We start from the raw sequence: 22674 nt of genomic DNA, 5'->3' as shown, positions 1-22674 counted from the left end.
ATGATATGCGTAAAAAAGCCTCCGCTAGGGAGGCTCGATTCGTCTTTGGTTTCCGGTTTATACGACGAGTGGGCCTTCCCTCAGCTGGGCCGGATAAACGAGAAACGAAAGAAGAATAGTGAAAGCATGGAATAACCCTGAAATGTCAATGCCCTAGCTTTAAGGGATTTGCCGCCCTGATGCAAGTAAAAGTTGTCAGTCGGGGAGGCGGGTCCTCCCGGTTGCCGGCATTCTGTCCGGGAAACGGGAAGAATTGATCTGGATCATGATTAATAGCCGTAGGCGATGGAAATGCTGGTTTTCTCATGTTTCATTTATGGTCAGTTCAGCTTGCTGGTCGCAAGATGGGCCCCTGCATTCACTATCGGGGCATCCATGGATACCAAGATCGTTGTACTGAATCAGGGATATGATCAGACGTTTCAGGCCAGGGAGCAGCGCCTCATCGAGACCCTGGCCGGCCACGGCGAGCTGGTCATCTCTTTTTCGGGACGGTTGGAATCCTGCTACGCCATGGAACTGTGCCGTGCCGGCGGGGTGCGCGTGCGCGCCCTGACCCTGGACAACCCGTTGCTGAGCCGACGGGAACTGGCCCGGGCCCGCCGCTACTGTCTGCACCACGGCCTGGAACAGAGGGTCATCAAGACCCAGGAGATGCTGTTTTGCGACGCGGGCCAGCTGCCCCCGGGGGCGCGGGATCCGCTGCAGCTGCTGGAGGAGGCCAGGGGCAAGCAGACGGACTGGGCCGCCCTGCCGCTGCTGATCCCGGCCTCGTTCGAGGAGATGCAGGCCTACCTCGGCCGCTTTGGGCCGCTGCCGGGCCACACCCTCTGGCCGTTCGCCGAGCAAGGCATGTCCCACCGGGACTTTCGTTACGGTTTTCATCGCCGGGAGCTGGATCGCTGGGGCAAGACCAGCGGCGGTTACCTCAATCGCCGTTTCCAGGATCTCAGCGGGATCGAAAGCCACCAGGTGCAGATGATCGACATGGCGGAGCAGCTTTTGGCCGACATGGGGTTTGACGAGGCCCAGGTCTTCTTCCATCCCCTGGGAGGAGAGCATGGTGTCCTGGCCCGCATCCGCCTGCCGGCGCATCAGCGTGCCCACGGTTTCGATCGTCAGCAGGATATCTACCGCGCCCTCAAGGGGATGGCGTTCGACCATGTGACCCTGGATCTCGTCCAGCCTCAGCGCCACGAGATCAAGGGTTGAGGGCGGCTCTGTGAGCGGCATCATAGGCAAGGAGGGGGCGACTGTTTATACTGACGCCCCTTTTTGTCTCTGCCCAACAGGAATGCCATGAAAGCCCTTCCCCTGCTGCTGCTCCTCTCCCTCGGCCCCGTGCTGGCCCAGGCCGCCCCGCTCACCCAGGTGACCCTGGCCGATGGCCGGGTGGTGCAGCTCAATGATGACTTCAGCTGGGAGTATCTTCTGGTCAAGCCGGCCAGTGTCGCCAGCACGGCCGTCGGCGTGCAAGCGCAGAGCGCCCCACGGACGGTGGCCGCCCCTGTCTTGACCGAGCAGGCCCTGGCCAACCCCGCCTTGCTGAGCGAGGCCGCCCGGGATGGCGTCCAGGTTCGTCTGGACCGGCTGGAGACGGGGGACACCTATCGGCTGCGCTTCATGGTGCACAACACCGGCAGCCGCAACGTGGTGGGGGTGCGCGGTCATGTCAGCCTGTTCGACCGGCAGGGAGTCCAGCTCTCGCGCCAGGAGGCCCGTTTCTGGGTCGCAGAGAATCGCCTGCCGGAGACCTATCTGCGCAAGGGGGAGGATCGTCCCTCCCTCGAGGTAGAGATGGCGAAACCGGCCGGGCAGGAGGAGCGGCCCCTGGTGCGGGTCGAGATCGAGGAAGTGGTGTTTCGCTAAGGGTCGACAAACCTCCTACGGGAGGTTTTTTATTTATTTAAACAGTAGGTTACGGCAAACAGAAACAGTTGCTTACATCTGACATGGTTTGGCAACAGCTTGTCCCTCGGCATTTTTCGGGGGGCTCGGCACAATGGCTCCATCTCAACGAGGAGTCATCACAATGAAAAAAATCACGCTTTCCATCATGGCCCTGGCCGCCTGCTCTTCCGCCTCCGTCATGGCGCAGGATGCGTTCAGCTATGCCAAGGGTGCCGCTATCTGGACCCATACCCAGTCCGACTTCATCGGTGGCAAGGACAGCGACAACCGCGATTTCGGTGGCCTGAGCCTGGATCTCTCCAAGAGCTTCGGCTCCAACGTCTACGGCCGACTCGGCTCAGAATACAGCTCCCGCAACAGCGGCAATGACAGCATGGCCATCTCCAACCTGGGGGTGGGGGTGTTCACGCCCCTCAGCACCGGCCTGAACCTGTACGGTGAGACCGGCCTGATGGGCTACAGCCTGGAGCGCGAGCTGAGCCATGATGTCGATGGCTGGGACTCGGTGGCGCGCAAGAAGAGCGGCAGCCTGTACGGTGAAGTGGGCCTGCGTTACGACCTGGGTCAGGTCGAGCTCTCCACCGCCTATCGCTACGCCAACATGACCGACGACATGCAGGACTTCAAGGTGGGCGGCGCCTACAAGCTGACCCAGAACCTGGCCCTGACCGCCGACTACACCTATCGTCGCTGGGATCTGCAGCAAGGCTCCATCACCAGCCTGGGGGTGAAGTACAACTTCTGAGCCCCGCCCCCTTCCTGTATACCCCTGCTCCTGCCCATGACGCCGTCATGGGCTTTTTTCATGTTCCTGTGATCCTGTGTTCGCTCCGGCATCGTATCGGTTGGCAATAGTTATACAACTTCCATTTCTTTGTATAACTGCTATAACTGAGTCAATGCTTATACAAGGAGCGCCATCATGTACAAGATCAAGGTCGGTATCAGTGCCTGTCTGCTGGGCCAGGAAGTCCGGTTCGACGGGGGCCACAAACGCTCCAGCTTCTGCGAACGGGACCTCGGCGCTCACTTCGACTATCACCCCGTCTGCCCCGAGATGGCCATTGGCCTTGGCGCGCCCCGCGCCGCCATCCGCCTGGTGAAACGCCAGGGGGAGGTGCGGGCCGAGGCGAGCAACGGCAGCTTCGACGTCACGGAGAAATTGATCGCCTTCAGCGAGCAGAAGGTACGTCAGCTCGATTTCCTCTCCGGCTACATTCTTTGCGCCAAATCCCCCAGCTGCGGCATGGAGCGGGTGCGCATCTATGGCGCCAACAACGAGGGGAGCGCCAAGGAGGGGATTGGCCTGTTTGCCAAGGCGCTGATGGAGGCCAACCCCCTGCTGCCGGTGGAAGAAGACGGCCGCCTGTGCGACCCCATACTGAGGGAGAACTTCGTGCTGCGGGTCTTCGCCTATCACGACTGGCAGCAGCTCTGCGCCCGGGGGATCACCGCCTCTGCCCTGATCCGCTTTCATTCCCGCTACAAGTATCTGGTGCTCTCCCACGCCACCAGCCACTACCGCACTCTCGGCAAGCTGCTGGGCAACCTCGGCAAGGCCAACCTGCAGCAGGTGGCGGACAGTTACATCCAGGGCCTGATGGCGGCCCTGCGTCTTCGTGCCAACCGTCGCAGCCACACCAATGTGCTGATGCACCTGCAGGGCTACTTCAAGCGGGTGCTGACCCCGGCCCAGAAGCAGGAGCTCTGTGACACCATCGACAAGTACCGCACCGGGGTCTTCCCGCTGCTGGTGCCCCTTACCCTGATCCGCCATTACCTGCGCGAGTACCCCAATGCCTACTTGTCCGAGCAGGTCTATCTCAACCCGCATCCCGATACGCTCAAACTGCGTTACGGGCTTTGAACACCCTGTGCAGGCCCCGGCGGATGGCCGGGGGGCCTCTTTCCCAATGTCTGATGGACCCTCTCATGTCTGATGAACCACAAGCAGCCGCGCCTCTCCCCGACGAGGGCGTCTACCCCATCCGCGAGGTCTCCCGCCTCACCGGGGTCAATGCCGTCACCCTGCGCGCCTGGCAGCGCCGCTACGGCCTGGTGCAACCCGCCCGTACCGAGAAGGGGCACCGCCTCTACAGCGAGCAGGATATCCGCCAGATAGGCGAGATCCTGAGCTGGCTGGAGCGGGGGGTGAGCATAGGCCAGGTGAAGGGGCTCTTGAGCGAGCCCCAGTCCGCGCCGGTGAGCGATCACTGGCAGCAGACCCTGGATCAGTTTGGCCAGGCGCTGCTCGTCTTCAACCAGCGCAAGGCGGAAGCCGAGCTTAACGACCTGCTGGCGAGCTATCCGTTCGAGCTGGTGCGCAGCCGGGTGTTGCAGCCCCTGGTGGAGCAGCTGCTGGGGCTGTGGCGCGAGCGCCCCGATGGCGAGCTGCTGCAACAGGTGTGGCTGGGCTGGCTCCATACCCGCTTCGCCCGCCACCTCATCGAGCAGGAGAAGGGGGTGCCGGTCACCCTGGCAAGCTGGGGCCAGGTGGGGCCGCTCGATCTGGTCTGGGCCGCCTACGAGCTCATCGGTCAGGGCTATGAGGTGCAACTGCTGGGGGCGGTGGAGCCCCGCCATGTCACCCTGCTGGAGGGGCGCGCCACTCCCCCCTGGCTGGTGCTGCTGGGGGCCGGGCTTGGCAAGCAGGATCTGGCCACCCCCTGGCCCGCCGGTACCCGCTTCTTTGGCGAGCTGGGGCGCCTCTACGATGCCGACTGGCTGAACCAGCAGGACTGGCGGGCGAGCCTGGCCGAGCGGATGGCGCAGCAGAGCGCCGGGCGCGGGAGGAAAACACCATGAGGCTGATCTGGTTTCGAAACGATCTGCGCCTGGCGGACAACCCGGCCCTGCGCTCGTGCTGCGGGAATGCCAGCGCCGCTGACGAGCCGGTGGCGGCTCTCTTTGTCATCTCCCCGGCCCAGTGGCGGGCGCACAAGATGGCCCCCGTCCGCCAGCGCTTCATCCTGGCCCAGGTGGATGTGCTGGGTCGCGAGCTGGCGGCCCTCGGCATCCCGCTGCATCTGCTGCGGGTCGAGACCTTTGCCGAGGTGCCGGCGGCGCTGGCGGATCTGACGCGCCAGCTTGGGGTCACCCAGCTCTACGCCAATCAGGCCATCGAAATCGACGAGCAGCGCCGCGATGGCGCCGTCACCCGCGCGTTGGCACCGCAGGGGGTGAGTTGCCACTGGTTCAACGGCTGCTGCGTGCTGCCGCCCGGGCGGGTGCTGACCGGCTCGGGGGAGATGTTCAAGGTGTTCACCCCCTTTGGCCGCGCCTGGCTCAAGGCTCTCGACGAAGAGGGCTTCGTCATTCATCGCGCTCCTGCGCCGCGCGCCGCGCCGCTTGCCTGGCAGCCGCTCGCCGAGAGGACCTTTGCCGATGAGACCCTGGGTGAACTGACCCCGGATCCCCGCTGGCCCGTGGGGGAGGCCGAGGCCCAGCGGCGGCTGCACGCCTTTCTGGATCAGGGGGTGCTGGACTATGGCGAGACCCGGGACTTCCCGGCGCTGGCGGGCACTTCCGTGCTCTCCCCCTACCTGGCGGCCGGGATCCTCAGTGCGCGTCAGTGCGTGGCCGCGCTGCAGCAGCGCCTCGGCGGCCGACCCCAGTCCAAGGCGCAGCCCGGTTTCGTCTGGCTCAACGAGCTCATCTGGCGCGAGTTCTATCGCCACCTGCTGGTGCGGGTGCCAAGCCTCTCCATGAACCGTCCCTTCAAGCCCGAGACCGCGGCCCTGCCGTGGAGCTGGGACCCGGATGCCTTCGCCGCCTGGTGCGAAGGGCGCACCGGCTACCCCGTGGTCGACGCCGCCATGCGCTGCCTCAACGCCACCGGCTGGATGCACAACCGGCTGCGGATGATAGTGGCGAGCTTTCTCACCAAGGATCTGCACATCCACTGGCGGCTGGGGGAGGATTACTTCATGAGCAAACTGATAGACGGGGATCTGGCGGCCAACAATGGCGGCTGGCAGTGGGCGGCGGGTACTGGCGCCGATGCGGCCCCCTATTTTCGGGTGTTCAACCCGACAACTCAGGGGCAACGATTTGATCCACAAGGAGACTTTATCCGTACTTGGGTGAAAGAACTGGCCGATGTCCCCCCTGCCTATATACATCAACCCCATGACTGGTTGAGACTCAAAGGGGGAGGTGATTACCCGGCTCCCATGGTGGATCACGCCCTCGCACGGGTGAAGGCCATCGAGATGTTTCGAAACCTGGAGAAATAGGATGAAGGACCCGCTGGCCCGCTTTATCGCCCTCTATCAGCAACTGGACAGGCAGCAACTGCACCGCCTGCCCGATGTCTATGCGCAGCGGGTGGTCTTCATCGATCCGGCCCATCGCATCGAAGGACTGGCGGCGCTCACCGACTATTTTGCCGCCCTCTATCAGCGCCTGGCCTATTGCCGCTTCGCGGTAACGGACCAGCAGCTGCAGGGGCAGGGGGCCTGGCTCGGCTGGACCATGACCTTCTCCCACCCCAGGCTGCGGGGCGGCGAGCCGATCCGGCTGGAAGGGGCCACCCGCCTCGAGTTCGACCAAGAGGGCAAGGTGTGCCTGCACCGGGACTACTTCGATCTGGGCGCCATGCTCTACGAGCAGTTGCCGCTGCTGGGCCCCCTGGTGCGCGCCATCAAGGGGAGGCTGGGATCATGAGCGGACGGGTACTGATCACCGGAGCCAGCTCCGGCATCGGCCGCCAGCTGGCGCTGGATTACAGGCGCGCCGGCTGGCAGGTGTGGGGCTGTGGCCGCGATGAGGGGCGCTTGCAGGCGCTGGCCGATGCAGGGATCACCCCCCTGCAGTTCGATGCAAGGGACAGCGCCGCCATGGCCCGGGTTGCCGCCGCGCTGCCCGCCCTGGATCTGGTGATCCTCAATGCTGGCAACTGCGAATACATGGATGTGGCAGAGGGGTTCGACGGCGCCCTGTTTGCCCGGGTGATTGAAACCAACCTCATCGCCACCGGCCATGCCCTGGCGGCCTTCCTGCCGCGACTGGCGCCCGGGTCTCGGCTCGCCATCGTCAGCTCGTCGGTGAGCTGGCTGCCCCTGCCACGGGCCGAGGCCTATGGCGCCTCCAAGGCGGGCCTCGACTATCTGGCCCATACCCTGCGTCTGGATCTCGCGACCCGGGGCATAGGGGTGAGCCTTATCCGCCCGGGCTTTGTCAGCACGCCGCTCACCGCGAAGAACGATTTTCCCATGCCTTGTCTGGTGACGGTGGAAGCGGCTTCCCGCGCCATCATGAGCGGGCTTGCCGCCGGCCGCCACCAGATCCACTTCCCCCGTCGCTTCATCTGGTTGCTGCGCCTGTTTGGTGCCCTGCCGACCGGGCTCTGGCTGCGCCTCGGTCGCACCCTCACCTCGAAAGGATCCCCTTCATGAAGAAAAAGATTGCCATCATAGGTTCCGGGATCTCGGGGCTTGGCGCCGGTTTTCTGCTCCACAAGCTGCACGACGTCACCCTGTTCGAGGCGGCCCCCATCCTGGGGGGCCACACCGCCACCGTCGATGTGACTCAGGCCGGTCGCAGCTATGCCATCGACACAGGTTTCATTGTCTTCAACGATCGCACCTATCCGAATTTCCTGAAACTGCTGGAGCGGATCGGGGTGGCGCGCCAGCCCACCGAGATGAGCTTCTCGGTCAAGAGCCCGGCGGGGCTGGAGTACAACGGCCACAACCTGGACACCCTGTTTGCCCAGCGCAGCAACCTGCTGAGCCCGCGCTTCTACCGCTTCGTCGCCGAAATACTGCGATTCAACCGGGAGGCCCGCGCCTGGCTGGCGGACAAGACCCGCCCGGAAAATGGCAGCGAACCGACCCTGGGAGATTTTCTGCAACGGGGACGGTTCAGCGACTACTTCGCCCGCCACTATATCCTGCCCATGGGGGCGGCCATCTGGTCCTCCACCCTGGCGGACATGCGTGCCTTTCCCCTGGGTTTCTTCCTGCGATTCTTTGCCAACCACGGCCTGCTCGAGGTGGTCAATCGTCCCCAGTGGTACGTGATCCCGGGGGGCTCGCGGGAATACATAGGCCCGCTCACCGCAGGCTGGCAGGCGCGGATCCGGCTGGCCAGCCCGGTACAGGGGGTTCGGCGCACGGCCGAAGGGGTGATGGTCCGAAGCCGCCACGGGGAAGAGCCCTTTGACGAGGTGATCTTCGCCTGCCACAGCGACCAGGCCCTGGCCCTGCTGGTGGATGCAAGCGAAGGGGAGCAGGCCATTCTCGGCGCCATGGCCTATCAGGCCAACGACGTCTGGCTGCACACCGACGCGAGCTGCCTGCCCGCTCGCCGCAAGGCGTGGGCCAGCTGGAACTATCAGCTGGGGGACGACGACGGGGCGCGTCCCCTGGTGAGCTACAACATGAACATCTTGCAGGGGATAAGCTCGCCAGCGCCCTTCTGCGTCAGCCTCAATCCCCAGGGGCGGGTGGACGAGAGCAAGGTGCTGCGCCGCTTCGTCTATCACCATCCCGTCTTCAATCAGGCTTCCATTGCCGCCCAGCAGCGCCGGGCCGAGATCTGCGGCCAGCAGCACACCCACTTTTGCGGCGCCTACTGGTACAACGGCTTTCACGAGGACGGGGTGCGCAGCGCCCTGGACGTGGCCAAGCGCTTCGGAGCCAGCCTGTGAAGGCCGCCGGCGACACCATCAGCGCCATCTGGCAGGGCTCGGTGCGCCACCGCCGCTTCGCCCCCAGGCCCCACGCCTTTTCATACAGCCTCTTCATGCTGGGGCTGGATCTGGACGAGCTGCCGGGTCTTAGCCAGGGGCGCTGGTTCGCCTTGGAGCGAGCGGGGCTGCTTTCGTTTCGCCGCGACGACTATCTGGGCGGTGGCGAGGGCAGCCTCAAGCAGGCGGCGTGGGACAAGGTGAGCGAACTGGGTGGCGATGCCGAGCCCGAGGGGCGGGTGCTGCTGCTTGGCAATGTGCGCTGCCTGGGATTCTACTTCAGCCCGGTCAACTTCTACTTCTGCTACCGGGCGGGAGAGGCGCGCTATCTGCTGGCGGAGGTGTCGAACACCCCCTGGAACGAGCGTCACTACTACCTGCTGGATCTGGCGGCCCTGGCGCCCCATGACAAGGACTTTCACGTCTCTCCCTTCATGGGGCTGGCCATGCGCTACCACTGGCGCATCCGCCCGCCCGAAGAGGAGACGCTGATCCATATCGAGAGTCATCCCACATCCGGCGAGGCCAAGCTGTTCGATGCCACCCTGGCGCTGCGCCGGGCGCCGCTGTCGCGCCGGGGGCTGGTGGCCTTGCTCGTCCGCTGGCCCTGGATGACCCTGAAGGTGCTGCTCGGTATCTACTGGCAGGCCCTGCGTCTTTTTATCAAACGAACCCCGATCTTTACCCATCCGGAGAGCCGCTAATGGAACTTGCTCAATCAACCCTCTCTGCCTCTTTCATCGACAAGGGGGCCAGACAACTGCTGCTCACTCTGCTGGGACGTCTCGAACACGGCCAGCTGCTGCTGCACGACGGCAGCGAGCGTCACCGCTTCGGGGTGGCGGGCACGGATCTCCACGCCGAGGTGATGGTGCAGGATCCGGCGTTTTATCGCCGCCTGCTGCTGGGGGGCAGCATAGCCGCCGGTGAGACCTGGGTGGAGGGACTCTGGACCAGCCCGGATCCGGTGGCCCTGGTGCGGCTGCTGGCCCGCAACCTGCCGCTGCTCGACTCATTGGAGCGGCGCCTGGGCTGGCTCAGCTTCCCGTTCAACAAGGTGCGCCATTGGCGCAGCCGCAACACTCAGGCTGGCGCCAGGGCCAACATCGCCGCCCACTATGATCTCGGCAACGCCCTCTATCAGGGCTTCCTCGACAGCCACATGCAGTATTCGAGCGCCCTCTACCCGAGCGCCGAGGCCAGCCTGGAGCAGGGGCAGCAGGCCAAGCTGCGCACCATCTGCGAGCGGCTCGAGCTTGGGCCGGACGACCACCTGCTGGAGATTGGCACCGGCTGGGGCGGCCTCGCCGTCTATGCCGCCCGCCATTACGGCTGCCGGGTCACCACCACCACCATCTCCCAGGCCCAGCACGACTACGCCAAGGAGTGGATTGCCCGGGAGGGGCTGGGGGATCGCATCACATTGCTGCTGGAGGATTACCGCAAGCTGGAGGGGCGCTTCGACAAGCTGGTCTCCATCGAGATGATAGAGGCGGTGGGGCACGCCTTCCTGCCGGACTATTTCCGCCAGTTGTCGCGCCTGCTAAGGCCCGGCGGTCGCCTGCTGATCCAGGCCATCACCATTGCCGATCAGCGCCACGCCCAGTATCTGCGTGGCGTCGATTTCATCCAGCGCTACATCTTCCCCGGCGGCTGTCTGCCGAGCGTCTCCCAGATGGCGGGGCTGCTCGCCCGGGAGACCGACATGCAGCTGGTGCGGCTACACGATCACGGCCACCACTATGCCCGCACCCTGGCCCACTGGTGCGAGCGCTTCCTGGCGCTGGCCCCCGAGCTGCCGAGGCTCGGCTACAGCCAGGACTTCATCCGGCTCTGGCACTTCTATTTTGCCTATTGCGAGGGGGGCTTCTGGGAGCGGGCCATCAGCCTGGTGCAGCTGGAGGCGGCCAAGCCGGGCCCTCTCGGCTGGAGCGGTGACCTGCCAGTGAGCGGTCACTGACCATGTGGCAGTGGGCCCACCTGCTGGGGTTCAACCTCTACTGGTTGCTGGCGGTGAAATGGCAGCAACCTGGCCCCCTGCTCGGGATGCTGCTGCTGCATTTCCTCTTCTCGCCGAGCCGCCTGGGTGACTGGCGCCTCATTCCCGTCGCCCTGGCAGGCTGTCTGCTCGACATCCTGCTCTGGCGGCTAGGCCTGTTCCAGTTTCCGGCCGGCTTCCCCCTCTGGCTGTTGCTGCTCTGGTGCGGTTTTGCCCTGACCCTCTCCCACGGTCTGCGCTGGCTTCGGCCCTTGCCACGCTGGCAGCAGGCGCTGTTTGGCATGGTGGGGGGCGCCAGCTCCTATGTGGCGGGGGCGGCCATGGGGGCCGTACACTTACCCTGGGGCATCGGGATCAGCGCGGCGCTGCTGGCGGTGATCTGGATGGGATGGTTGCCCGTACTGGTATGGGCAACGGTGAAGCTGGAGGGTGAGCCGAGATGAACACCTTTTCGACCGATACGCTGCTTTTTTCCAAATGGACCAGGGAGACCCTGTTCGAGCAGGCCGATCGCCATTTTCTGGTGATCTCCTGCCATAAAGACGAGAGGGGAGAGCTCGACAGGGTCACGGTGCAGGATATCAATACCCTGCAAGAACAGGAGCTGGATTGGCATGAACTGGAAGATCCCACTCGTTGGCACATGGGTTGGCATTAGCCTGCTCTGCTGGAGCGCCTTGAGCTGGGCTGCCCCCTGGCAGCAGCTGCGCCCCGTCGGACAGGGGGAGATGCACTGGCTCTGGTTCAAGCTCTATGACGCCACCCTCTACAGCCAGGATGGCCGCTATGCACCGCGCCGTTATCCCCAGGCCCTCTCCCTCACCTATGCCAGGGACATAGACAGACAGGATATCCTGGAGGCCACCGCCCAGGAGTGGCAGCGGCTGACGCCAGGGGACAGCCAGGCCCAGGCCCGCTGGCTGGCGGCGCTGTCCGGGGTGCTGCCCGACGTGAAGGCGGGGGACAGGCTCACGTTTTACGTGGATGAGCAGGGTCAGGGAGAGCTCTGGCTGCGAGAACGCCCCCTTGGTCGGATCGCGGAACCCGGTTTTTCCGCCGCCTTTCTCGCCATCTGGCTGGCCGACAACAGCCGGGATCCCGCGCTGACCCGCCGTCTGCGTGGCCAGCCTTGAGCCATGGGGGAATTCCCTCGTATCGACCGGGTGATGACGACCATGGCCAGCCGCCCGGGCTGATGCTCAGCCAGGGCGACGTTCCCCCTATTGCAATCAGGAGTCTGATATGACCTTGTCTGGTGGCCACTGGCGTGGCTTGATGCTTTCCCTGATGCTGCTGCTCGGTGGCTGCGGCACCAGCCTGGATGCCTATCGTGACCAGGGGCCGACCTGGGATCTCGCCCGCTTCTTCGACGGCAAGCTGGTGGCCCATGGCCTGGTGACAGACCGTAGCGGCGAAGTGACCAGTCGCTTTCGGGTCGAGATGCAGGGGCGCTGGCGCGCGGGCAAGGGGGAGTTGTTCGAGCAGTTCTATTTCGACGACGGTCGCCAGCAGACCCGCACCTGGTATCTGCGCAAGGGAGAGGACGGGCACTGGCGCGGCACTGCCTCGGACGTGGTGGGGGAGGCGGTGGGCAAGACGGCGGGCTTTGCCCTCAACTGGCGCTATCAACTCGATCTGGCCCTGCCGGATGAGAGTGTGGTGCGGGTCAGCTTCGATGACTGGATGTACCTGCTGGATCAAGATCGCCTCATCAACCGGGCCGAGATCAGCAAGTTCGGCATCTACCTGGGGGAGGTGATCCTCTATATCGAACGCACCGCCCCCCTTGCCACCCCTGAGGCCGTCACCCCTTGATTGATAGCCCATCGCTATCAATGACTCAGCCAGCAACTATTACCTTTTGAGTCTCTTACGCGCTAAGCTGACCCTGTTTTCAATCTGGAGGTGCATGATGAAGAACCCGATCGGCCTAGACGCCGCCCAATCTCAAGCCCTGGCAACCGAGCTGAATCAACTGTTGGCCAGCTACCAGATCCTCTACATGAATGTCCGCGGCTTCCACTGGAACATCCGCGGCAGCCACTTCTTCGAGCTGCATCTGAAGTTCGAGGAGATCTACAACGACCTGCTGCTGAAAGTCGATGCCCTGGCCGAGCGCATCCTGACCCTGGATAGCGTGCCCCTGCACAGCTTCAGCGACTACCTCAAGGTCTCCACCATCGCGGAGAGCAAGGGCCTGCACGACGGTCCCGGCTGCATCGGCTCCCTGCTGGAGGGATTCCGTGAGCTGCTCGGTGCCCAGCGCCGCATCCTGAAACTGGCCAGCGAGGCGGGGGACGAAGGTACGGCCTCCCAGCTCTCGGACTACATACAGCAGCAGGAGAAACTGGTCTGGATGCTGCGGGCCTATCTGGATTGAGTGTTTAGTTACCAATACCCTGAATAGCTTCCTGTTCCTGTCTGATTATCCACCCATTTGCCGCCCCTTCGGGCGGCTTTTTTCTTTTGATCTGCATCAATGAAGTATTAATTGGCAAATTGAATGCCTATTAAGTTCTGCGCCGGAGGAATAGAATCGCCACAAAACAAACAACTGAAATGTCCAATTAGGGGAGACATGATGTTTTGTGTGCAATGTGAACAGACAATTCGTACCCCCGCAGGCAATGGCTGCGCCTATGCACAAGGCATGTGCGGCAAGACGGCCGAAACCTCGGATTTGCAGGATGTGCTGATCTATACCCTGCAAGGCCTCAGTGCCTGGGCCCTGGCGGCCCGCGAACACGGCATCGTCGATGACGAGATAGATGCCTTCGTGCCCAAGGCCTTCTTCGCCACCCTCACCAACGTCAACTTCGACTCCGAGCGCATCGTCGCCTATGTCAACCAGGCGCTGGCCTATCGCCGGCAGCTGGCCGGCAAGCTGGCCCCCCTGGCCGTGCAGGCCGACGAGCTGCCCGCAGCCGCCCGCTTCGAGCCGGGCAGCGAGCTGCTGGCACAGCTGGCCAAGGCGCCCCAGACCGCGGTCAACCGCGGCAAGAACGAGGTAAACGAAGACATCATGGGGCTGCGCCTGCTCTGCCTCTACGGCCTCAAGGGCGCTGCCGCCTACATGGAGCACGCCAGGGTGCTGGATCAGCAGGATGCCGGGGTGGCAGCTGAATTCCATCGCATCATGAGCTGGCTGGGTACGGATCCGAGCGACCTGGATCCCCTGTTCAAGTGCGCCATGGATATCGGCCTGCTCAACTTCCGCATCATGGAGATGCTGGATCTCGGTGAAACCACCGCCTTCGGCCACCCCGAGCCGACTCAAGCAAGAGTCACCCCGGTGCCGGGCAAGTGCATCCTGGTCTCAGGCCACGACATGGTGGATCTCAAGCTGATTTTGGAGCAGACCAAGGGGACCGACATCAATGTCTACACCCACGGCGAGATGCTGCCCGCCCTGGCCTACCCCTTCTTCAAGCAGTACCCGCATCTGGTGGGCAACTACGGCTCCGCCTGGCAGAACCAGCAAAAAGAGTTTGCCAACTTCCCGGGCGCCGTGGTGATGACCTCCAACTGCATCATCGACCCGAACGTGGGCAACTACAGCGATCGCATCTTCACCCGCTCCATCGTCGGCTGGCCCGGAGTCACCCATCTGGAAGGGGAGGATTTCTCCGCAGTCATCGAGAAGGCCCAGGCGCTGGAGGGCTTCAAGCACGTTGAGCTGGAGCACTTCATCACCATCGGCTTTGCCCGCAACGCCCTGATGCAGGCGGCCCCGGCGGTGATCGACAAGGTGAAGGCTGGCGAAATCAGCCACTTCTTCCTGGTGGGGGGCTGTGACGGTGACCGCGCCGAGCGCGCCTACTACACGGAATTTGCCAGGGCCATTCCCCAGGACAGCCTGCTGCTCACCCTGGGCTGCGGCAAGTACAAGTTCAACAAGCTCGACTTCGGCGACATAGGCGGCATTCCGCGCCTGCTGGACGTGGGCCAGTGCAACGATGCCTACTCCGCCATCCAGCTCGCCCTGGCGCTCGCCGACGCGTTCGAATGTGGCGTCAACGATCTGCCCCTGACCCTGGTGCTCTCCTGGTTCGAGCAAAAAGCCATCGTCATCCTGCTCACCCTGCTTGCGCTCGGCGTGAAGGACATACGCACCGGCCCGACCGCCCCGGCCTTCCTCACCCCGGCCCTGCTCAAGGTGCTGGAAGAGCAGTTCGGCCTGAAAGGGACTACCACGGCCGAGGCCGACTTGGCCGAGATCCTGGCGGCCTGATCAGAGTGCTGGAGACATAGTCCGGCCTGAAAGGAACCACCACGGCAGACGCGGATCTCGCCGAAATCCTGGCGGCCTGAGCGGCGCCATATCAGCCTTACACGCTCAGCAAGTTGTAAGCGTTTGGCGAGCCCGATGGCTCGCCTTTTTTCCATGACACAGTTCAACGATCCCTTTTCAAGAAGAGGAGCCTTGCGATGACCTCCACCTCTTTGAGCCTGCGCTGTATAGGTCGCCAGGCAGAGACCCACGACGTGACCAGCTGGCAGTTTGCCGCCGCAAAGGGCAGCCTGCCCCCCGTGCTGGCCGGCCAGTGCGTCACCCTGCATACCGACATTGACGGCGAACCCTTGTGCCGCGCCTACACCCTCTCCTCCAGCCCGCAGGATCCTGGCTGGCAGGTGACCATCAAGGATGTGGGGCGGGTCTCCCACCATCTGCATCAGAGCTTGCAGGTGGGGGACGAGATCCGGGTCGATGGCCCGTTCGGCGACTTCAACCTGACGGCGCTCCCCTGCGAGCGGCCGCTGCTGCTGAGCGCCGGCTCCGGCATCACCCCCATGTGGGCCATGCTACGCGGCGAATTGGCCAGACGGCCTGATGCGGATATCCGCTTCATTCACAGCGCCAGAACCCCTGAGGATGTGATCTTCGCAGACGAGCTGGCCGCCCTGGCCGAGGCGCATCCGGGAGTGCGCCACGGACTGGTATTGGAGCAAGCCCCCGAGACTCACCCCTGGGTCGGTCGGCTCAGCCCCGCCATGCTTCAGGAGTTGGCGCCGGATCTCTTGAACCGCCACGTCTATCTGTGCGGGCCCGCCCCCTACATGGCGGCGGTGAGCGCCATGCTGGTTGAGCTGGGCCTGCCGGCGGCGCAGCTGCATCAGGAGTCGTTCGGCCTGCCTGGGGCGGCATCGAGCGCGGCGCCCGCCCCCGCAAGTGGGGATCACTTCTGGCTGACCCTGACAAAGAGCGGCAAGAAGGTGAAGATATTGCCGGGCCAGACCCTGCTGGCGGCGCTCGAGGAGGCGGGGGAGACCATGATGGCTGCCTGCCGCGCCGGGGTATGTGGCAGCTGCCGCTGCACGACACAAGGGGATATCGAGCGCCAGAGCGTGATGACTCTCAGCGCGCAGGATCTCGAGCGCGGGGTGGCGCTGGCCTGCTCCTGCACCGTCAGGGGGGATGTGAGCCTGGATTGCTGATGGGTGGAGGCGCTCACATGACTGAGATATCAGCCTTTTCCCGGGCGGGCCGGGCGAGTACACTTTGCCCAGTTTCACCAGAACACGGGAAAAAAAATGACAATACTGGTCACGGGCGGCGCCGGTTACATCGGCTCTCACACCCTGGTTGAGCTGTTAAACGAAGGGGAGCAGGTGGTGGTGCTGGACAACCTCTCCAACGCCTCCCCCGAGTCCCTCAAGCGGGTCGAGCGGATCACCGGCAAGGCGGTCACCTTCGTGGAAGGGGACATCCTGGACAGGGCGTGCCTGCAACGGCTGTTCGCCGCCCACAAGATCGAGTCTGTGATCCACTTCGCCGGCCTCAAGGCGGTGGGGGAGTCCGGCCAGATCCCGCTTACCTACTATCAGAACAACGTGACTGGCACCCTGGTGCTGTGCGAGGAGATGGCCAGGGCCGGGGTGTTCCGCCTGGTATTCAGCTCCTCGGCCACCGTCTATGGGGATCCCGCCTCCGTGCCCCTGCGGGAAGATTTTCCCACAGGTGCCACCAATCCTTACGGCCGCTCCAAGCTGATGGTCGAAGAGATCTTGCGGGATCTGGCCAAGTCCGATCCCCGCTGGGCCATAGTGCTGCTGCGCTACTTCAATCCGGTCGGTGCCCACGAGAGCGGCCTCATCGGCGAAGATCCCAACGGCATTCCCAACAACCTGCTGCCCTACATCAGCCAGGTCGGCGTCGGCAAGCTCAAGGAACTGGGGGTGTTTGGCAACGACTACCCGACTCCGGACGGCACCGGGGTGCGCGACTACATCCATGTGGTGGATCTCGCCATCGGCCACCTCAAGGCGCTGGCCCGCATCGAGGGCGACACCGGCGTCTTCACCTACAACCTGGGCACAGGCCAGGGGTATTCCGTGCTGGAGATGATCAAGGCGTTCGAGGCGGCCAGCGGTCGCCCCATACCCTATCAGATCAAGCCTCGTCGCCCCGGCGACATCGCCGAGTGCTGGGCCGAGCCCACCCTGGCCCGGGAGGAGCTGGGCTGGCAGGCCGAACGCGGCCTGGAGCAGATGATGGTCGACACCTGGCGCTGGCAGAGGGAAAACCCGAACGGCTACCCGGCCTGATCCTGAACCCGCCCCTGAAAAAAAGCCCCGGTAGCGATGCCGGGGCTTTTTCATGTGGGGGAGCAGGCCGTTACTGGATGGCCCTGCCGGCACGCACGTCCTCGATGGCGCCGGTCAGGCTGGCCATGTCGCGGGGGGCCCCACGCAGGATCTGGTCGCCGATGATGAAGGCCGGGGTGCCTGAGATACCCATGGCCTCGGCCAGTGCCCGGTTGGTGCCCAGAGCCTTGTCGATGCTGGCATCTTTGAACCTGGCTTCGGCCTTGCTCCAGTTCACACCGGCGCCCTCGGCAATCTGCTTGATCTGTGCCTCGTCGGCCAGAGGACCCTGGTGGGCATAGAGGGCATCATGAAACGCCTGATACTTCTCCGGCTGGGTCAGTTGCACCGCCAGGGCGGCGCGGGCGGCATAGGCGGAGCTCTGGCTCAGGATGGGGAACTGCTTGTAGATGTAGCGAATATCCTTGTCTGCGGCCAGCAGCTGCTGGATCAGGGGGTGGGCCCGCTTGCAGTAACCGCAGTTGTAGTCGAAGAACTCGACCAGGGTCAGCTTGCCCTTGGGATTGCCTGCCTCGGGATCCTTGGCGGCGAAGAGCTCCTTGCCATGGGCCTTGATCATCGCCTTGTCGTTCTCGGCCTGCTGGCCCTCCTGCTTGGCGCGCAGGGCATTGGACATCTCGACCAGGATCTCCGGGTTCTTGACCAGATAGTCCCGCACTATCTGCTCGACGTCGGACTTGGTGAGCTCGCTGGCCTGGGCGGGGGCCACGAACAGGGCGGCGCCGGCCAGGGCGCAGAACAGGGCATGCTTGATCGTCTTCATTTCATCTTTCCGACAGGGTGACAGTGCCGCTTATAGTGATTTACTCATGAGTCAAGTCAAGCCATCCGCTTGAAAAAGCGCACTTTATAGCCTTTTTGTCTGCCATCTGCGTCAGATAGCCCAATAAAGCAGCAAACAGTCGATGGGGGGATTTACAAGGCAGAGGGGCATGGGTAATATGCGTCGCACTGCTGCGGAGGGGTGGCAGAGCGGCTGAATGCACCGGTCTTGAAAACCGGCGATGGGCGACCATCCGTGGGTTCAAATCCCACCTCCTCCGCCATCTATATAGCCCAAGCGATTCAATCGCTTGGGCTTTTTCGTGTCTGCGGTGTGTGGTGGGCCAGCCGTCAGGCCAGCGATGAGCCATCCCGTCCTGATCCCTTGTGGCCCGATAGCCGGCGACTGTGATGGAGGGGCCTCACCCGATCCTCCTGCGAAAGTATCAATGAAACAGGGACTGGCGAAGCAGTCCCCGTGTCATTGGCATGACCCGGCCTGAAACCGGTTCACCCATGGCCGTCGCCGAAAGGCTCAACCTTCTTGTCGGTCAATCAGTGGCACAGTTTGTAATACACCTCGTTCCAGCGCAGGGTCTCCTTGAGCGCGGGGATGCGGGTGTGCTCGTCGATGACCACAAACTCGATACCCATGATGTCGGCGAAGGTGCGCAGCTGCTCTATGTCCACCGCCTGGGTGAACACCGAGTGGTGGGCGGCGCCCGCCAGGATCCAGGCCTCGGCGCTGGTCTGCAGGCTGGGCAGGGGTTTCCACAGGGCGCTGGCCACCGGGAGTTTCGGCATGGCCTCTGGCAGGTCCACCACCTCCAGCTGATTGACCACCAGCCGGAAGCGGTTGCCGAGATCGATGAGGCTGGCATTGACCGCCTTGCCCGCCGGGGCCGCAAACAGCAGGCGGGCCGGATCGGCCTTCTTGCCTATGCCTAAGTGCTGGGCGTCCAGCACGGGTTTGCCTGCGGCGATGGAGGGGCAGACCTCCAGCATGTGAGCCCCCAGCACCAGGTTGTTGCCCGCCTCCAGGTGGTAGGTGTAGTCCTCCATGAAGGAGGCGCCCCCCGTAAGGCCATAGCCCATCACTTTCAGGGTGCGCAGCAGGGCCGCCGTCTTCCAGTCCCCTTCCGCCCCAAAACCAAAACCTTGCTGCATCAGGCGCTGGCAGGCGAGGCCCGGCAGCTGGTGCAGACCGTGGAGATCCTCGAAGGTGGTGGTGAAGGCGCCGAAACCGCCGTCGGTGAGGAACTTCTTCATCCCCAGCTCCTGGCGCGCCGCCTCATACAGGGAGGCACGAAGCCCCCCACCCGCCTGCACCGCCTCGGTCAGGGTGTAGGTCGCCTCATATTCGGCCAGCAGCGCCTCGATGTCGCTCTCGGGCACGGCGTCGATCACCTTCACCAGATCACCGACCGGGTGGTAGTTCACCTGATAGCCGAACTGGATCTGGGCCTCAATCTTGTCGCCCTCGGTGACCGCCACGTTGCGCATGTTGTCGCCAAAACGGGCGATCTTGAGGTGGCGGCTGTCGTGGATGGCGGCGGCGATGCGCATCCAGTTGCCAATCTTCTGTCTGGCCTCTTCATCCTGCCAGTGACCCACCACCACGGTGCGGGGCAGCCGCAGGCGGGCCCCCATGAAGCCGAATTCGCGCCCACCGTGGGCGGTCTGGTTCAGGTTCATGAAGTCCATGTCGATCTCGCTCCAGGGGAGATCCCGGTTGAACTGGGTGTGGAACTGCAGCAGGGGCTTTTGCAACTGGCCGAGGGCCGGGATCCACATCTTGGCGGGGGAGAAGGTGTGCATCCACACCATGAGCCCGGCGCAGCGCTGGTCGTGGTTGGCATCGCGAGCGACGCTACTGATTTCATCCAGGGTGGTGCCGGTGGGTTTGAGCACTATCTTGAGGGGCAGGTTCGCCCCCTCGTTGAGCTGGCTGGCGATGGTGTGGGCGTGATCGGCCACCTGCTTCAATGTGGTGGCGCCATACAGGTGCTGGCTGCCGACCAGGAACCACACTTCCAGCTGTTTCATCAATTCCATGAGTTTGTCCTCTTTTAGGCTTTTGTCTGGCCGTAATAGGCGTGTTTGCCATGCTTGCGCTGGTAGTGCTTCTCCAGCAGGTAATCGGGCAGGGGGCGGGCCCCGGGGTTTATCTGGCCGGTGAGCCAGGCCATGCGCGCCACCTCTTCCAGCACCACGGCGTTGTGTACCGCGTCCTCGGCGTCCTTGCCCCAGCTGAAGGGGCCGTGGTTGGCCACCAGCACCCCCGGCATGGTGAGGATGGGGGTCTGCTTGAGGGTCTCGACGATGAGATGACCGGTCAGCCCCTCGTAATCCTCCTCGACCTCCCCCGGGGTGAGCAGGCGGGAGCAGGGGATCTCGCCGTGGAAGTAGTCGGCCTGGGTGGTGCCGAAAATGGGGATGGGGCGCCCCGCCTGGGCCCAGGCGGTGGCATGGGTGGAGTGGGTGTGCACCACGCCGCCAAGCTCGGGATAGGCGCGATAGAGCACCAGGTGGGTGGCGGTGTCGGAGGAGGGGCGAAGGTCCCCCTCCACCTGCGTGCCCGCCAGATCCAGCACCACCATGTCCTCGACCCGCATCCGCTCGTAGCTGACGCCGCTTGGCTTTATCACCACCAGGTTGCGCGCTCTGTCGATGCCGCTCACGTTGCCCCAGGTGAAGGTCACCAGCTCGTGGCGCGGCAGATCCAGATTGGCGGCGAGCACCTGCTCCTTGAGGATCTTGAGGTTCATGCCGGCCCCCCCCGGTTGTAGAGCGGCTCGGCGGCGGCGCCCCAGGCGAGGTAGCGCTGGTAGAGGCGTTCATACTCGGCGACCCGCTCTGGGTGTGGCTGGTGGGTGCGCTCCACGGCGCTCGCCATGTGGCGCTGGGCCTTGGCCACATCGGGATGGATCCCGGCCGCCACGGCGGCAAAGATGGCAGCCCCCAGGGCGCAGCACTGATCCGAGGCCACCACCTGGATGGGGCGATTCATCACATCGCTGCAGGTCTGCATCACGGTGGCGGACTTGCGGGCGATGCCGCCAAGGGCGATCACCTGCTCCACCGGCACCTGCTGCTGGGTCATGCACTCCATGATGCTGCGGGCGCCGAAGGCGGTGGAGGCCACCAGGGCGCCGAAGAGATCGGGGGCATCGGTGCCGAGGTTGATCCCGGTGAGGGTGCCCTGCAGGCGCTGGTTGGCATAGGGGGTGCGCCGGCCGTTGAACCAGTCGAGCACCACCGGCAGGTGCGCCAGGTCGCGCTGCTGCTCCCAGGCGGCGGCGAGGCTGGGCAGCAGCTCCTGCTTGTGGCGCTCGATGGCGATGCGAAGCTCCGGATACTGGGCGGCGAGGCTCTCCAGGGGCCAGCCGAGCTGGCGCTGATACCAGGCATAGATGTCGCCGAACGCCGATTGTCCCGCCTCCAGCCCCACCATGCCCGGCACCACGCTGCCATCCACCTGGCCGCAGATCCCGGCAATGGCCCGATCGCCTATGGTGGCCTGGTCGGCGATCAGGATGTCGCAGGTGGAGGTGCCGATCACCTTGACCAGGGCATTGTTGCCGGCCCCGGCTCCCACCGCCCCCATATGGCAGTCAAAGGCGCCGCCCGCTATCACCACCTCGCAGGAGAGGTGCAGGCGCTCGGCCCACTCCGGTGTCAGGGTGCCGACCGGCAGATCGGCGGTCCAGCTGTCGGTAAAGAGCGGGTAGTCGAGATCCTCCGTCAGCAGGGGATCCAGGGCATTGAGGAAGTCGGCGGGGGGCAGGCCGCCCCAGCTCGGGTGCCAGAGGGACTTGTGGCCGGCGGCGCAGCGCCCGCGCTTGAGGGTGGCCGGGGCCTGGGTGCCGCTCAGGATGGCGGGCACCCAGTCGCACAGCTCGACCCAGTTGCAGGCGGCGGCGCGCACGGCGGCATCGGCGCGGGAGACGTGCAGTATCTTGGCCCAGAACCACTCGGAGGAGTAGATGCCGCCGATGTAACGGCTGTAGTCGGGGAACTGGCCGCCGTGGCACAGGGCGGTGATGGCCTCCGCCTCCTCGATGGCGGTGTGATCCTTCCACAGCACGAACATGGCGTTGGGGTTGTCGGCAAACTCCGGACGCAGGGCCAGCACGCGCCCCTCCCTGTCGATGGGGGCCGGTGTGGAGCCTGTGCTGTCCACCCCGATGCCGCGCACGGCGGTGCGCTGACTCGGCGTTAGCTGGCTCACCACAGCCACCACCGCCTGCTCCATGGACTCCAGATAGTCGAGGGGGTGGTGGCGGAACTGGTTGTTGACCGGCTGGCAGTAGTGGCCTGCCTGCCAGCGGGGGTAATAGACGACCTGGGTCGCCAGCTCGGCGCCGTCCTGGCAGCGCACGGCGAGTGCCCTGACCGAGTCGCTGCCGAAATCGAGTCCGATGACTATGGGGTCGGATCTGAGGTGCTCAGACATATGTGCTCCTGACCATCAATGGGGGGTGACTGGGGGGAACCATAGGAGATGGGCAGGAGGGGCGGTTAGCCATTGGCTGCTGGAAATATGGATTTTAACGCTGTCAGTGCGACAAGGTGACGGCTCTCTAAAAATCAACATGTAACAATTTTGCTAAATATATAGACAAAATGGCTGCAATCTCATGGCGTGATCCTGCTCTCCATTTTTCCATGTGAAAACGATTACAACTTGGTTCGCTCAACCAGC

General features: G+C 64.1%; 23 protein-coding genes, 1 tRNA gene and 1 other annotated feature. Of the genes, 20 read left to right on the top strand and 4 right to left on the bottom strand.

Translation table 11 applies throughout. The annotated features are described in order from the left end of the window. Window positions 1-9 precede the first annotated feature (9 nt). Window positions 10-132: a sequence feature (Phe leader region), on the bottom strand. Between the two features lie 243 nt (window positions 133-375). The 19 genes from ACEUCR_RS05675 to galE all read left to right on the top strand — a co-directional run bounded on the left by ACEUCR_RS05675 (window position 376) and on the right by galE (window position 17147). After that, entirely contained in the window at window positions 376-1212 is an 837-nt protein-coding gene (locus ACEUCR_RS05675) for an adenine nucleotide alpha-hydrolase family protein (RefSeq protein WP_408788690.1), read from the top strand. Window positions 1213-1299: 87 nt separating this feature from the next. Continuing rightward, window positions 1300-1869, top strand: coding sequence for a DUF3157 family protein (locus ACEUCR_RS05670; RefSeq protein WP_408758808.1), 570 nt, complete (start codon window positions 1300-1302; stop codon window positions 1867-1869). Between the two features lie 163 nt (window positions 1870-2032). Beyond that, window positions 2033-2656 (top strand): autotransporter outer membrane beta-barrel domain-containing protein, encoded by a 624-nt coding sequence (locus tag ACEUCR_RS05665; protein ID WP_111874902.1) that lies wholly within the window; start codon window positions 2033-2035, stop codon window positions 2654-2656. A gap of 177 nt (window positions 2657-2833) precedes the next feature. Further along, on the top strand, window positions 2834-3778 hold the full coding sequence (locus ACEUCR_RS05660) for a YbgA family protein (protein ID WP_408788687.1): 945 nt from the start codon (window positions 2834-2836) through the stop codon (window positions 3776-3778). A 65-nt stretch (window positions 3779-3843) separates the two neighbouring features. Continuing rightward, window positions 3844-4716: a MerR family transcriptional regulator gene (locus ACEUCR_RS05655; protein WP_408788685.1), complete on the top strand. Its 873-nt coding sequence runs from the start codon at window positions 3844-3846 to the stop codon at window positions 4714-4716. Next, the gene (phrB, locus tag ACEUCR_RS05650) at window positions 4713-6146 is read left to right on the top strand and encodes a deoxyribodipyrimidine photo-lyase (protein ID WP_408788683.1); all 1434 of its coding nucleotides are present in this window, start codon (window positions 4713-4715) and stop codon (window positions 6144-6146) included. Before ACEUCR_RS05655 ends, phrB begins: the two co-directional genes overlap by 4 nt. Window position 6147: 1 nt before the next feature. Continuing rightward, complete coding sequence (locus ACEUCR_RS05645) at window positions 6148-6576, top strand: nuclear transport factor 2 family protein (RefSeq protein ID WP_408788680.1); 429 nt, start codon at window positions 6148-6150, stop codon at window positions 6574-6576. After that, on the top strand, window positions 6573-7307 hold the full coding sequence (locus tag ACEUCR_RS05640) for an SDR family NAD(P)-dependent oxidoreductase (protein ID WP_408746953.1): 735 nt from the start codon (window positions 6573-6575) through the stop codon (window positions 7305-7307). The genes ACEUCR_RS05645 and ACEUCR_RS05640 overlap by 4 nt, the downstream gene beginning before the upstream one ends. Further along, entirely contained in the window at window positions 7304-8563 is a 1260-nt protein-coding gene (locus tag ACEUCR_RS05635) for an NAD(P)/FAD-dependent oxidoreductase (RefSeq protein ID WP_408788677.1), read from the top strand. Before ACEUCR_RS05640 ends, ACEUCR_RS05635 begins: the two co-directional genes overlap by 4 nt. Continuing rightward, on the top strand, window positions 8560-9306 hold the full coding sequence (locus tag ACEUCR_RS05630; RefSeq protein ID WP_408788674.1) for a DUF1365 domain-containing protein: 747 nt from the start codon (window positions 8560-8562) through the stop codon (window positions 9304-9306). Before ACEUCR_RS05635 ends, ACEUCR_RS05630 begins: the two co-directional genes overlap by 4 nt. Next, window positions 9306-10562, top strand: coding sequence for an SAM-dependent methyltransferase (locus ACEUCR_RS05625; protein WP_111874895.1), 1257 nt, complete (start codon window positions 9306-9308; stop codon window positions 10560-10562). Before ACEUCR_RS05630 ends, ACEUCR_RS05625 begins: the two co-directional genes overlap by 1 nt. A gap of 2 nt (window positions 10563-10564) precedes the next feature. Further along, a complete protein-coding gene (locus ACEUCR_RS05620) occupies window positions 10565-11044 on the top strand; it encodes a DUF2878 domain-containing protein (RefSeq protein WP_408746957.1) in 480 nt (159 codons plus the stop codon). Next, window positions 11041-11259: a TIGR02450 family Trp-rich protein gene (locus tag ACEUCR_RS05615; protein WP_041999680.1), complete on the top strand. Its 219-nt coding sequence runs from the start codon at window positions 11041-11043 to the stop codon at window positions 11257-11259. Before ACEUCR_RS05620 ends, ACEUCR_RS05615 begins: the two co-directional genes overlap by 4 nt. Next, window positions 11216-11734, top strand: a complete 519-nt coding sequence (locus ACEUCR_RS05610) for a chalcone isomerase family protein (RefSeq protein ID WP_041999683.1) — start codon at window positions 11216-11218, stop codon at window positions 11732-11734. Before ACEUCR_RS05615 ends, ACEUCR_RS05610 begins: the two co-directional genes overlap by 44 nt. A 109-nt stretch (window positions 11735-11843) precedes the next feature. Then, window positions 11844-12416, top strand: a complete 573-nt coding sequence (locus ACEUCR_RS05605; RefSeq protein ID WP_408788669.1) for a DUF3833 domain-containing protein — start codon at window positions 11844-11846, stop codon at window positions 12414-12416. 97 nt (window positions 12417-12513) lie between these two features. Continuing rightward, a complete protein-coding gene (locus ACEUCR_RS05600; RefSeq protein WP_041999689.1) occupies window positions 12514-12981 on the top strand; it encodes a Dps family protein in 468 nt (155 codons plus the stop codon). Window positions 12982-13182: 201 nt separating this feature from the next. Next, entirely contained in the window at window positions 13183-14832 is a 1650-nt protein-coding gene (gene hcp / locus ACEUCR_RS05595) for a hydroxylamine reductase (protein WP_408789061.1), read from the top strand. A gap of 197 nt (window positions 14833-15029) precedes the next feature. Then, window positions 15030-16037: an FAD-binding oxidoreductase gene (locus ACEUCR_RS05590; protein WP_408788666.1), complete on the top strand. Its 1008-nt coding sequence runs from the start codon at window positions 15030-15032 to the stop codon at window positions 16035-16037. Between the two features lie 96 nt (window positions 16038-16133). Beyond that, on the top strand, window positions 16134-17147 hold the full coding sequence (galE, locus tag ACEUCR_RS05585; RefSeq protein WP_041999695.1) for a UDP-glucose 4-epimerase GalE: 1014 nt from the start codon (window positions 16134-16136) through the stop codon (window positions 17145-17147). A gap of 70 nt (window positions 17148-17217) precedes the next feature. Here the strand turns inward: galE and ACEUCR_RS05580 are convergent, their stop codons facing one another. Continuing rightward, complete coding sequence (locus ACEUCR_RS05580) at window positions 17218-17970, bottom strand: DsbA family protein (RefSeq protein WP_111874891.1); 753 nt, start codon at window positions 17968-17970, stop codon at window positions 17218-17220. Between the two features lie 195 nt (window positions 17971-18165). Between ACEUCR_RS05580 and ACEUCR_RS05575 the strand changes: the two genes are divergently transcribed. Beyond that, a tRNA-Ser gene (locus tag ACEUCR_RS05575) sits at window positions 18166-18253 on the top strand. A 271-nt stretch (window positions 18254-18524) separates the two neighbouring features. Here ACEUCR_RS05575 and araA read toward each other — a convergent pair. The 3 genes from araA to ACEUCR_RS05560 are packed head-to-tail and all read right to left on the bottom strand — an operon-like array spanning window position 18525 to window position 22425. Further along, on the bottom strand, window positions 18525-20024 hold the full coding sequence (gene araA / locus ACEUCR_RS05570; RefSeq protein WP_408788663.1) for an L-arabinose isomerase: 1500 nt from the start codon (window positions 20022-20024) through the stop codon (window positions 18525-18527). A 14-nt stretch (window positions 20025-20038) separates the two neighbouring features. Beyond that, window positions 20039-20737, bottom strand: coding sequence for an L-ribulose-5-phosphate 4-epimerase (locus tag ACEUCR_RS05565; RefSeq protein ID WP_408788661.1), 699 nt, complete (start codon window positions 20735-20737; stop codon window positions 20039-20041). Next, entirely contained in the window at window positions 20734-22425 is a 1692-nt protein-coding gene (locus tag ACEUCR_RS05560) for a ribulokinase (RefSeq protein ID WP_408788658.1), read from the bottom strand. The genes ACEUCR_RS05565 and ACEUCR_RS05560 overlap by 4 nt, the downstream gene beginning before the upstream one ends. Window positions 22426-22674: the final 249 nt, after the last annotated feature.

Origin of the sequence: Aeromonas bivalvium, from assembly GCF_046078285.1 — a bacterium.
GTDB lineage: Bacteria > Pseudomonadota > Gammaproteobacteria > Enterobacterales > Aeromonadaceae > Aeromonas > Aeromonas bivalvium.
This window is presented reverse-complemented; position numbering and strand designations above follow the sequence as displayed.

What these genes read in the sequence shown, in the direction of transcription:
- ACEUCR_RS05655 (WP_408788685.1), top strand. Translation starts at nt 3,844, where the DNA reads ATGTCTGATGAACCACAAGCAGCCGCGCCTCTCCCCGACGAGGGCGTC.
- ACEUCR_RS05670 (WP_408758808.1), top strand. Translation starts at nt 1,300, where the DNA reads ATGAAAGCCCTTCCCCTGCTGCTGCTCCTCTCCCTCGGCCCCGTGCTG.
- ACEUCR_RS05645 (WP_408788680.1), top strand. Translation starts at nt 6,148, where the DNA reads ATGAAGGACCCGCTGGCCCGCTTTATCGCCCTCTATCAGCAACTGGAC.
- ACEUCR_RS05635 (WP_408788677.1), top strand. Translation starts at nt 7,304, where the DNA reads ATGAAGAAAAAGATTGCCATCATAGGTTCCGGGATCTCGGGGCTTGGC.
- ACEUCR_RS05605 (WP_408788669.1), top strand. Translation starts at nt 11,844, where the DNA reads ATGACCTTGTCTGGTGGCCACTGGCGTGGCTTGATGCTTTCCCTGATG.
- hcp (WP_408789061.1), top strand. Translation starts at nt 13,183, where the DNA reads ATGTTTTGTGTGCAATGTGAACAGACAATTCGTACCCCCGCAGGCAAT.
- ACEUCR_RS05590 (WP_408788666.1), top strand. Translation starts at nt 15,030, where the DNA reads ATGACCTCCACCTCTTTGAGCCTGCGCTGTATAGGTCGCCAGGCAGAG.
- ACEUCR_RS05610 (WP_041999683.1), top strand. Translation starts at nt 11,216, where the DNA reads ATGAACTGGAAGATCCCACTCGTTGGCACATGGGTTGGCATTAGCCTG.
- ACEUCR_RS05675 (WP_408788690.1), top strand. Translation starts at nt 376, where the DNA reads ATGGATACCAAGATCGTTGTACTGAATCAGGGATATGATCAGACGTTT.
- ACEUCR_RS05600 (WP_041999689.1), top strand. Translation starts at nt 12,514, where the DNA reads ATGAAGAACCCGATCGGCCTAGACGCCGCCCAATCTCAAGCCCTGGCA.
- ACEUCR_RS05560 (WP_408788658.1), bottom strand. Translation starts at nt 22,425, where the DNA reads ATGTCTGAGCACCTCAGATCCGACCCCATAGTCATCGGACTCGATTTC.
- phrB (WP_408788683.1), top strand. Translation starts at nt 4,713, where the DNA reads ATGAGGCTGATCTGGTTTCGAAACGATCTGCGCCTGGCGGACAACCCG.
- ACEUCR_RS05640 (WP_408746953.1), top strand. Translation starts at nt 6,573, where the DNA reads ATGAGCGGACGGGTACTGATCACCGGAGCCAGCTCCGGCATCGGCCGC.
- ACEUCR_RS05620 (WP_408746957.1), top strand. Translation starts at nt 10,565, where the DNA reads ATGTGGCAGTGGGCCCACCTGCTGGGGTTCAACCTCTACTGGTTGCTG.
- ACEUCR_RS05565 (WP_408788661.1), bottom strand. Translation starts at nt 20,737, where the DNA reads ATGAACCTCAAGATCCTCAAGGAGCAGGTGCTCGCCGCCAATCTGGAT.
- ACEUCR_RS05615 (WP_041999680.1), top strand. Translation starts at nt 11,041, where the DNA reads ATGAACACCTTTTCGACCGATACGCTGCTTTTTTCCAAATGGACCAGG.
- araA (WP_408788663.1), bottom strand. Translation starts at nt 20,024, where the DNA reads ATGGAATTGATGAAACAGCTGGAAGTGTGGTTCCTGGTCGGCAGCCAG.
- galE (WP_041999695.1), top strand. Translation starts at nt 16,134, where the DNA reads ATGACAATACTGGTCACGGGCGGCGCCGGTTACATCGGCTCTCACACC.
- ACEUCR_RS05580 (WP_111874891.1), bottom strand. Translation starts at nt 17,970, where the DNA reads ATGAAGACGATCAAGCATGCCCTGTTCTGCGCCCTGGCCGGCGCCGCC.
- ACEUCR_RS05665 (WP_111874902.1), top strand. Translation starts at nt 2,033, where the DNA reads ATGAAAAAAATCACGCTTTCCATCATGGCCCTGGCCGCCTGCTCTTCC.
- ACEUCR_RS05625 (WP_111874895.1), top strand. Translation starts at nt 9,306, where the DNA reads ATGGAACTTGCTCAATCAACCCTCTCTGCCTCTTTCATCGACAAGGGG.
- ACEUCR_RS05660 (WP_408788687.1), top strand. Translation starts at nt 2,834, where the DNA reads ATGTACAAGATCAAGGTCGGTATCAGTGCCTGTCTGCTGGGCCAGGAA.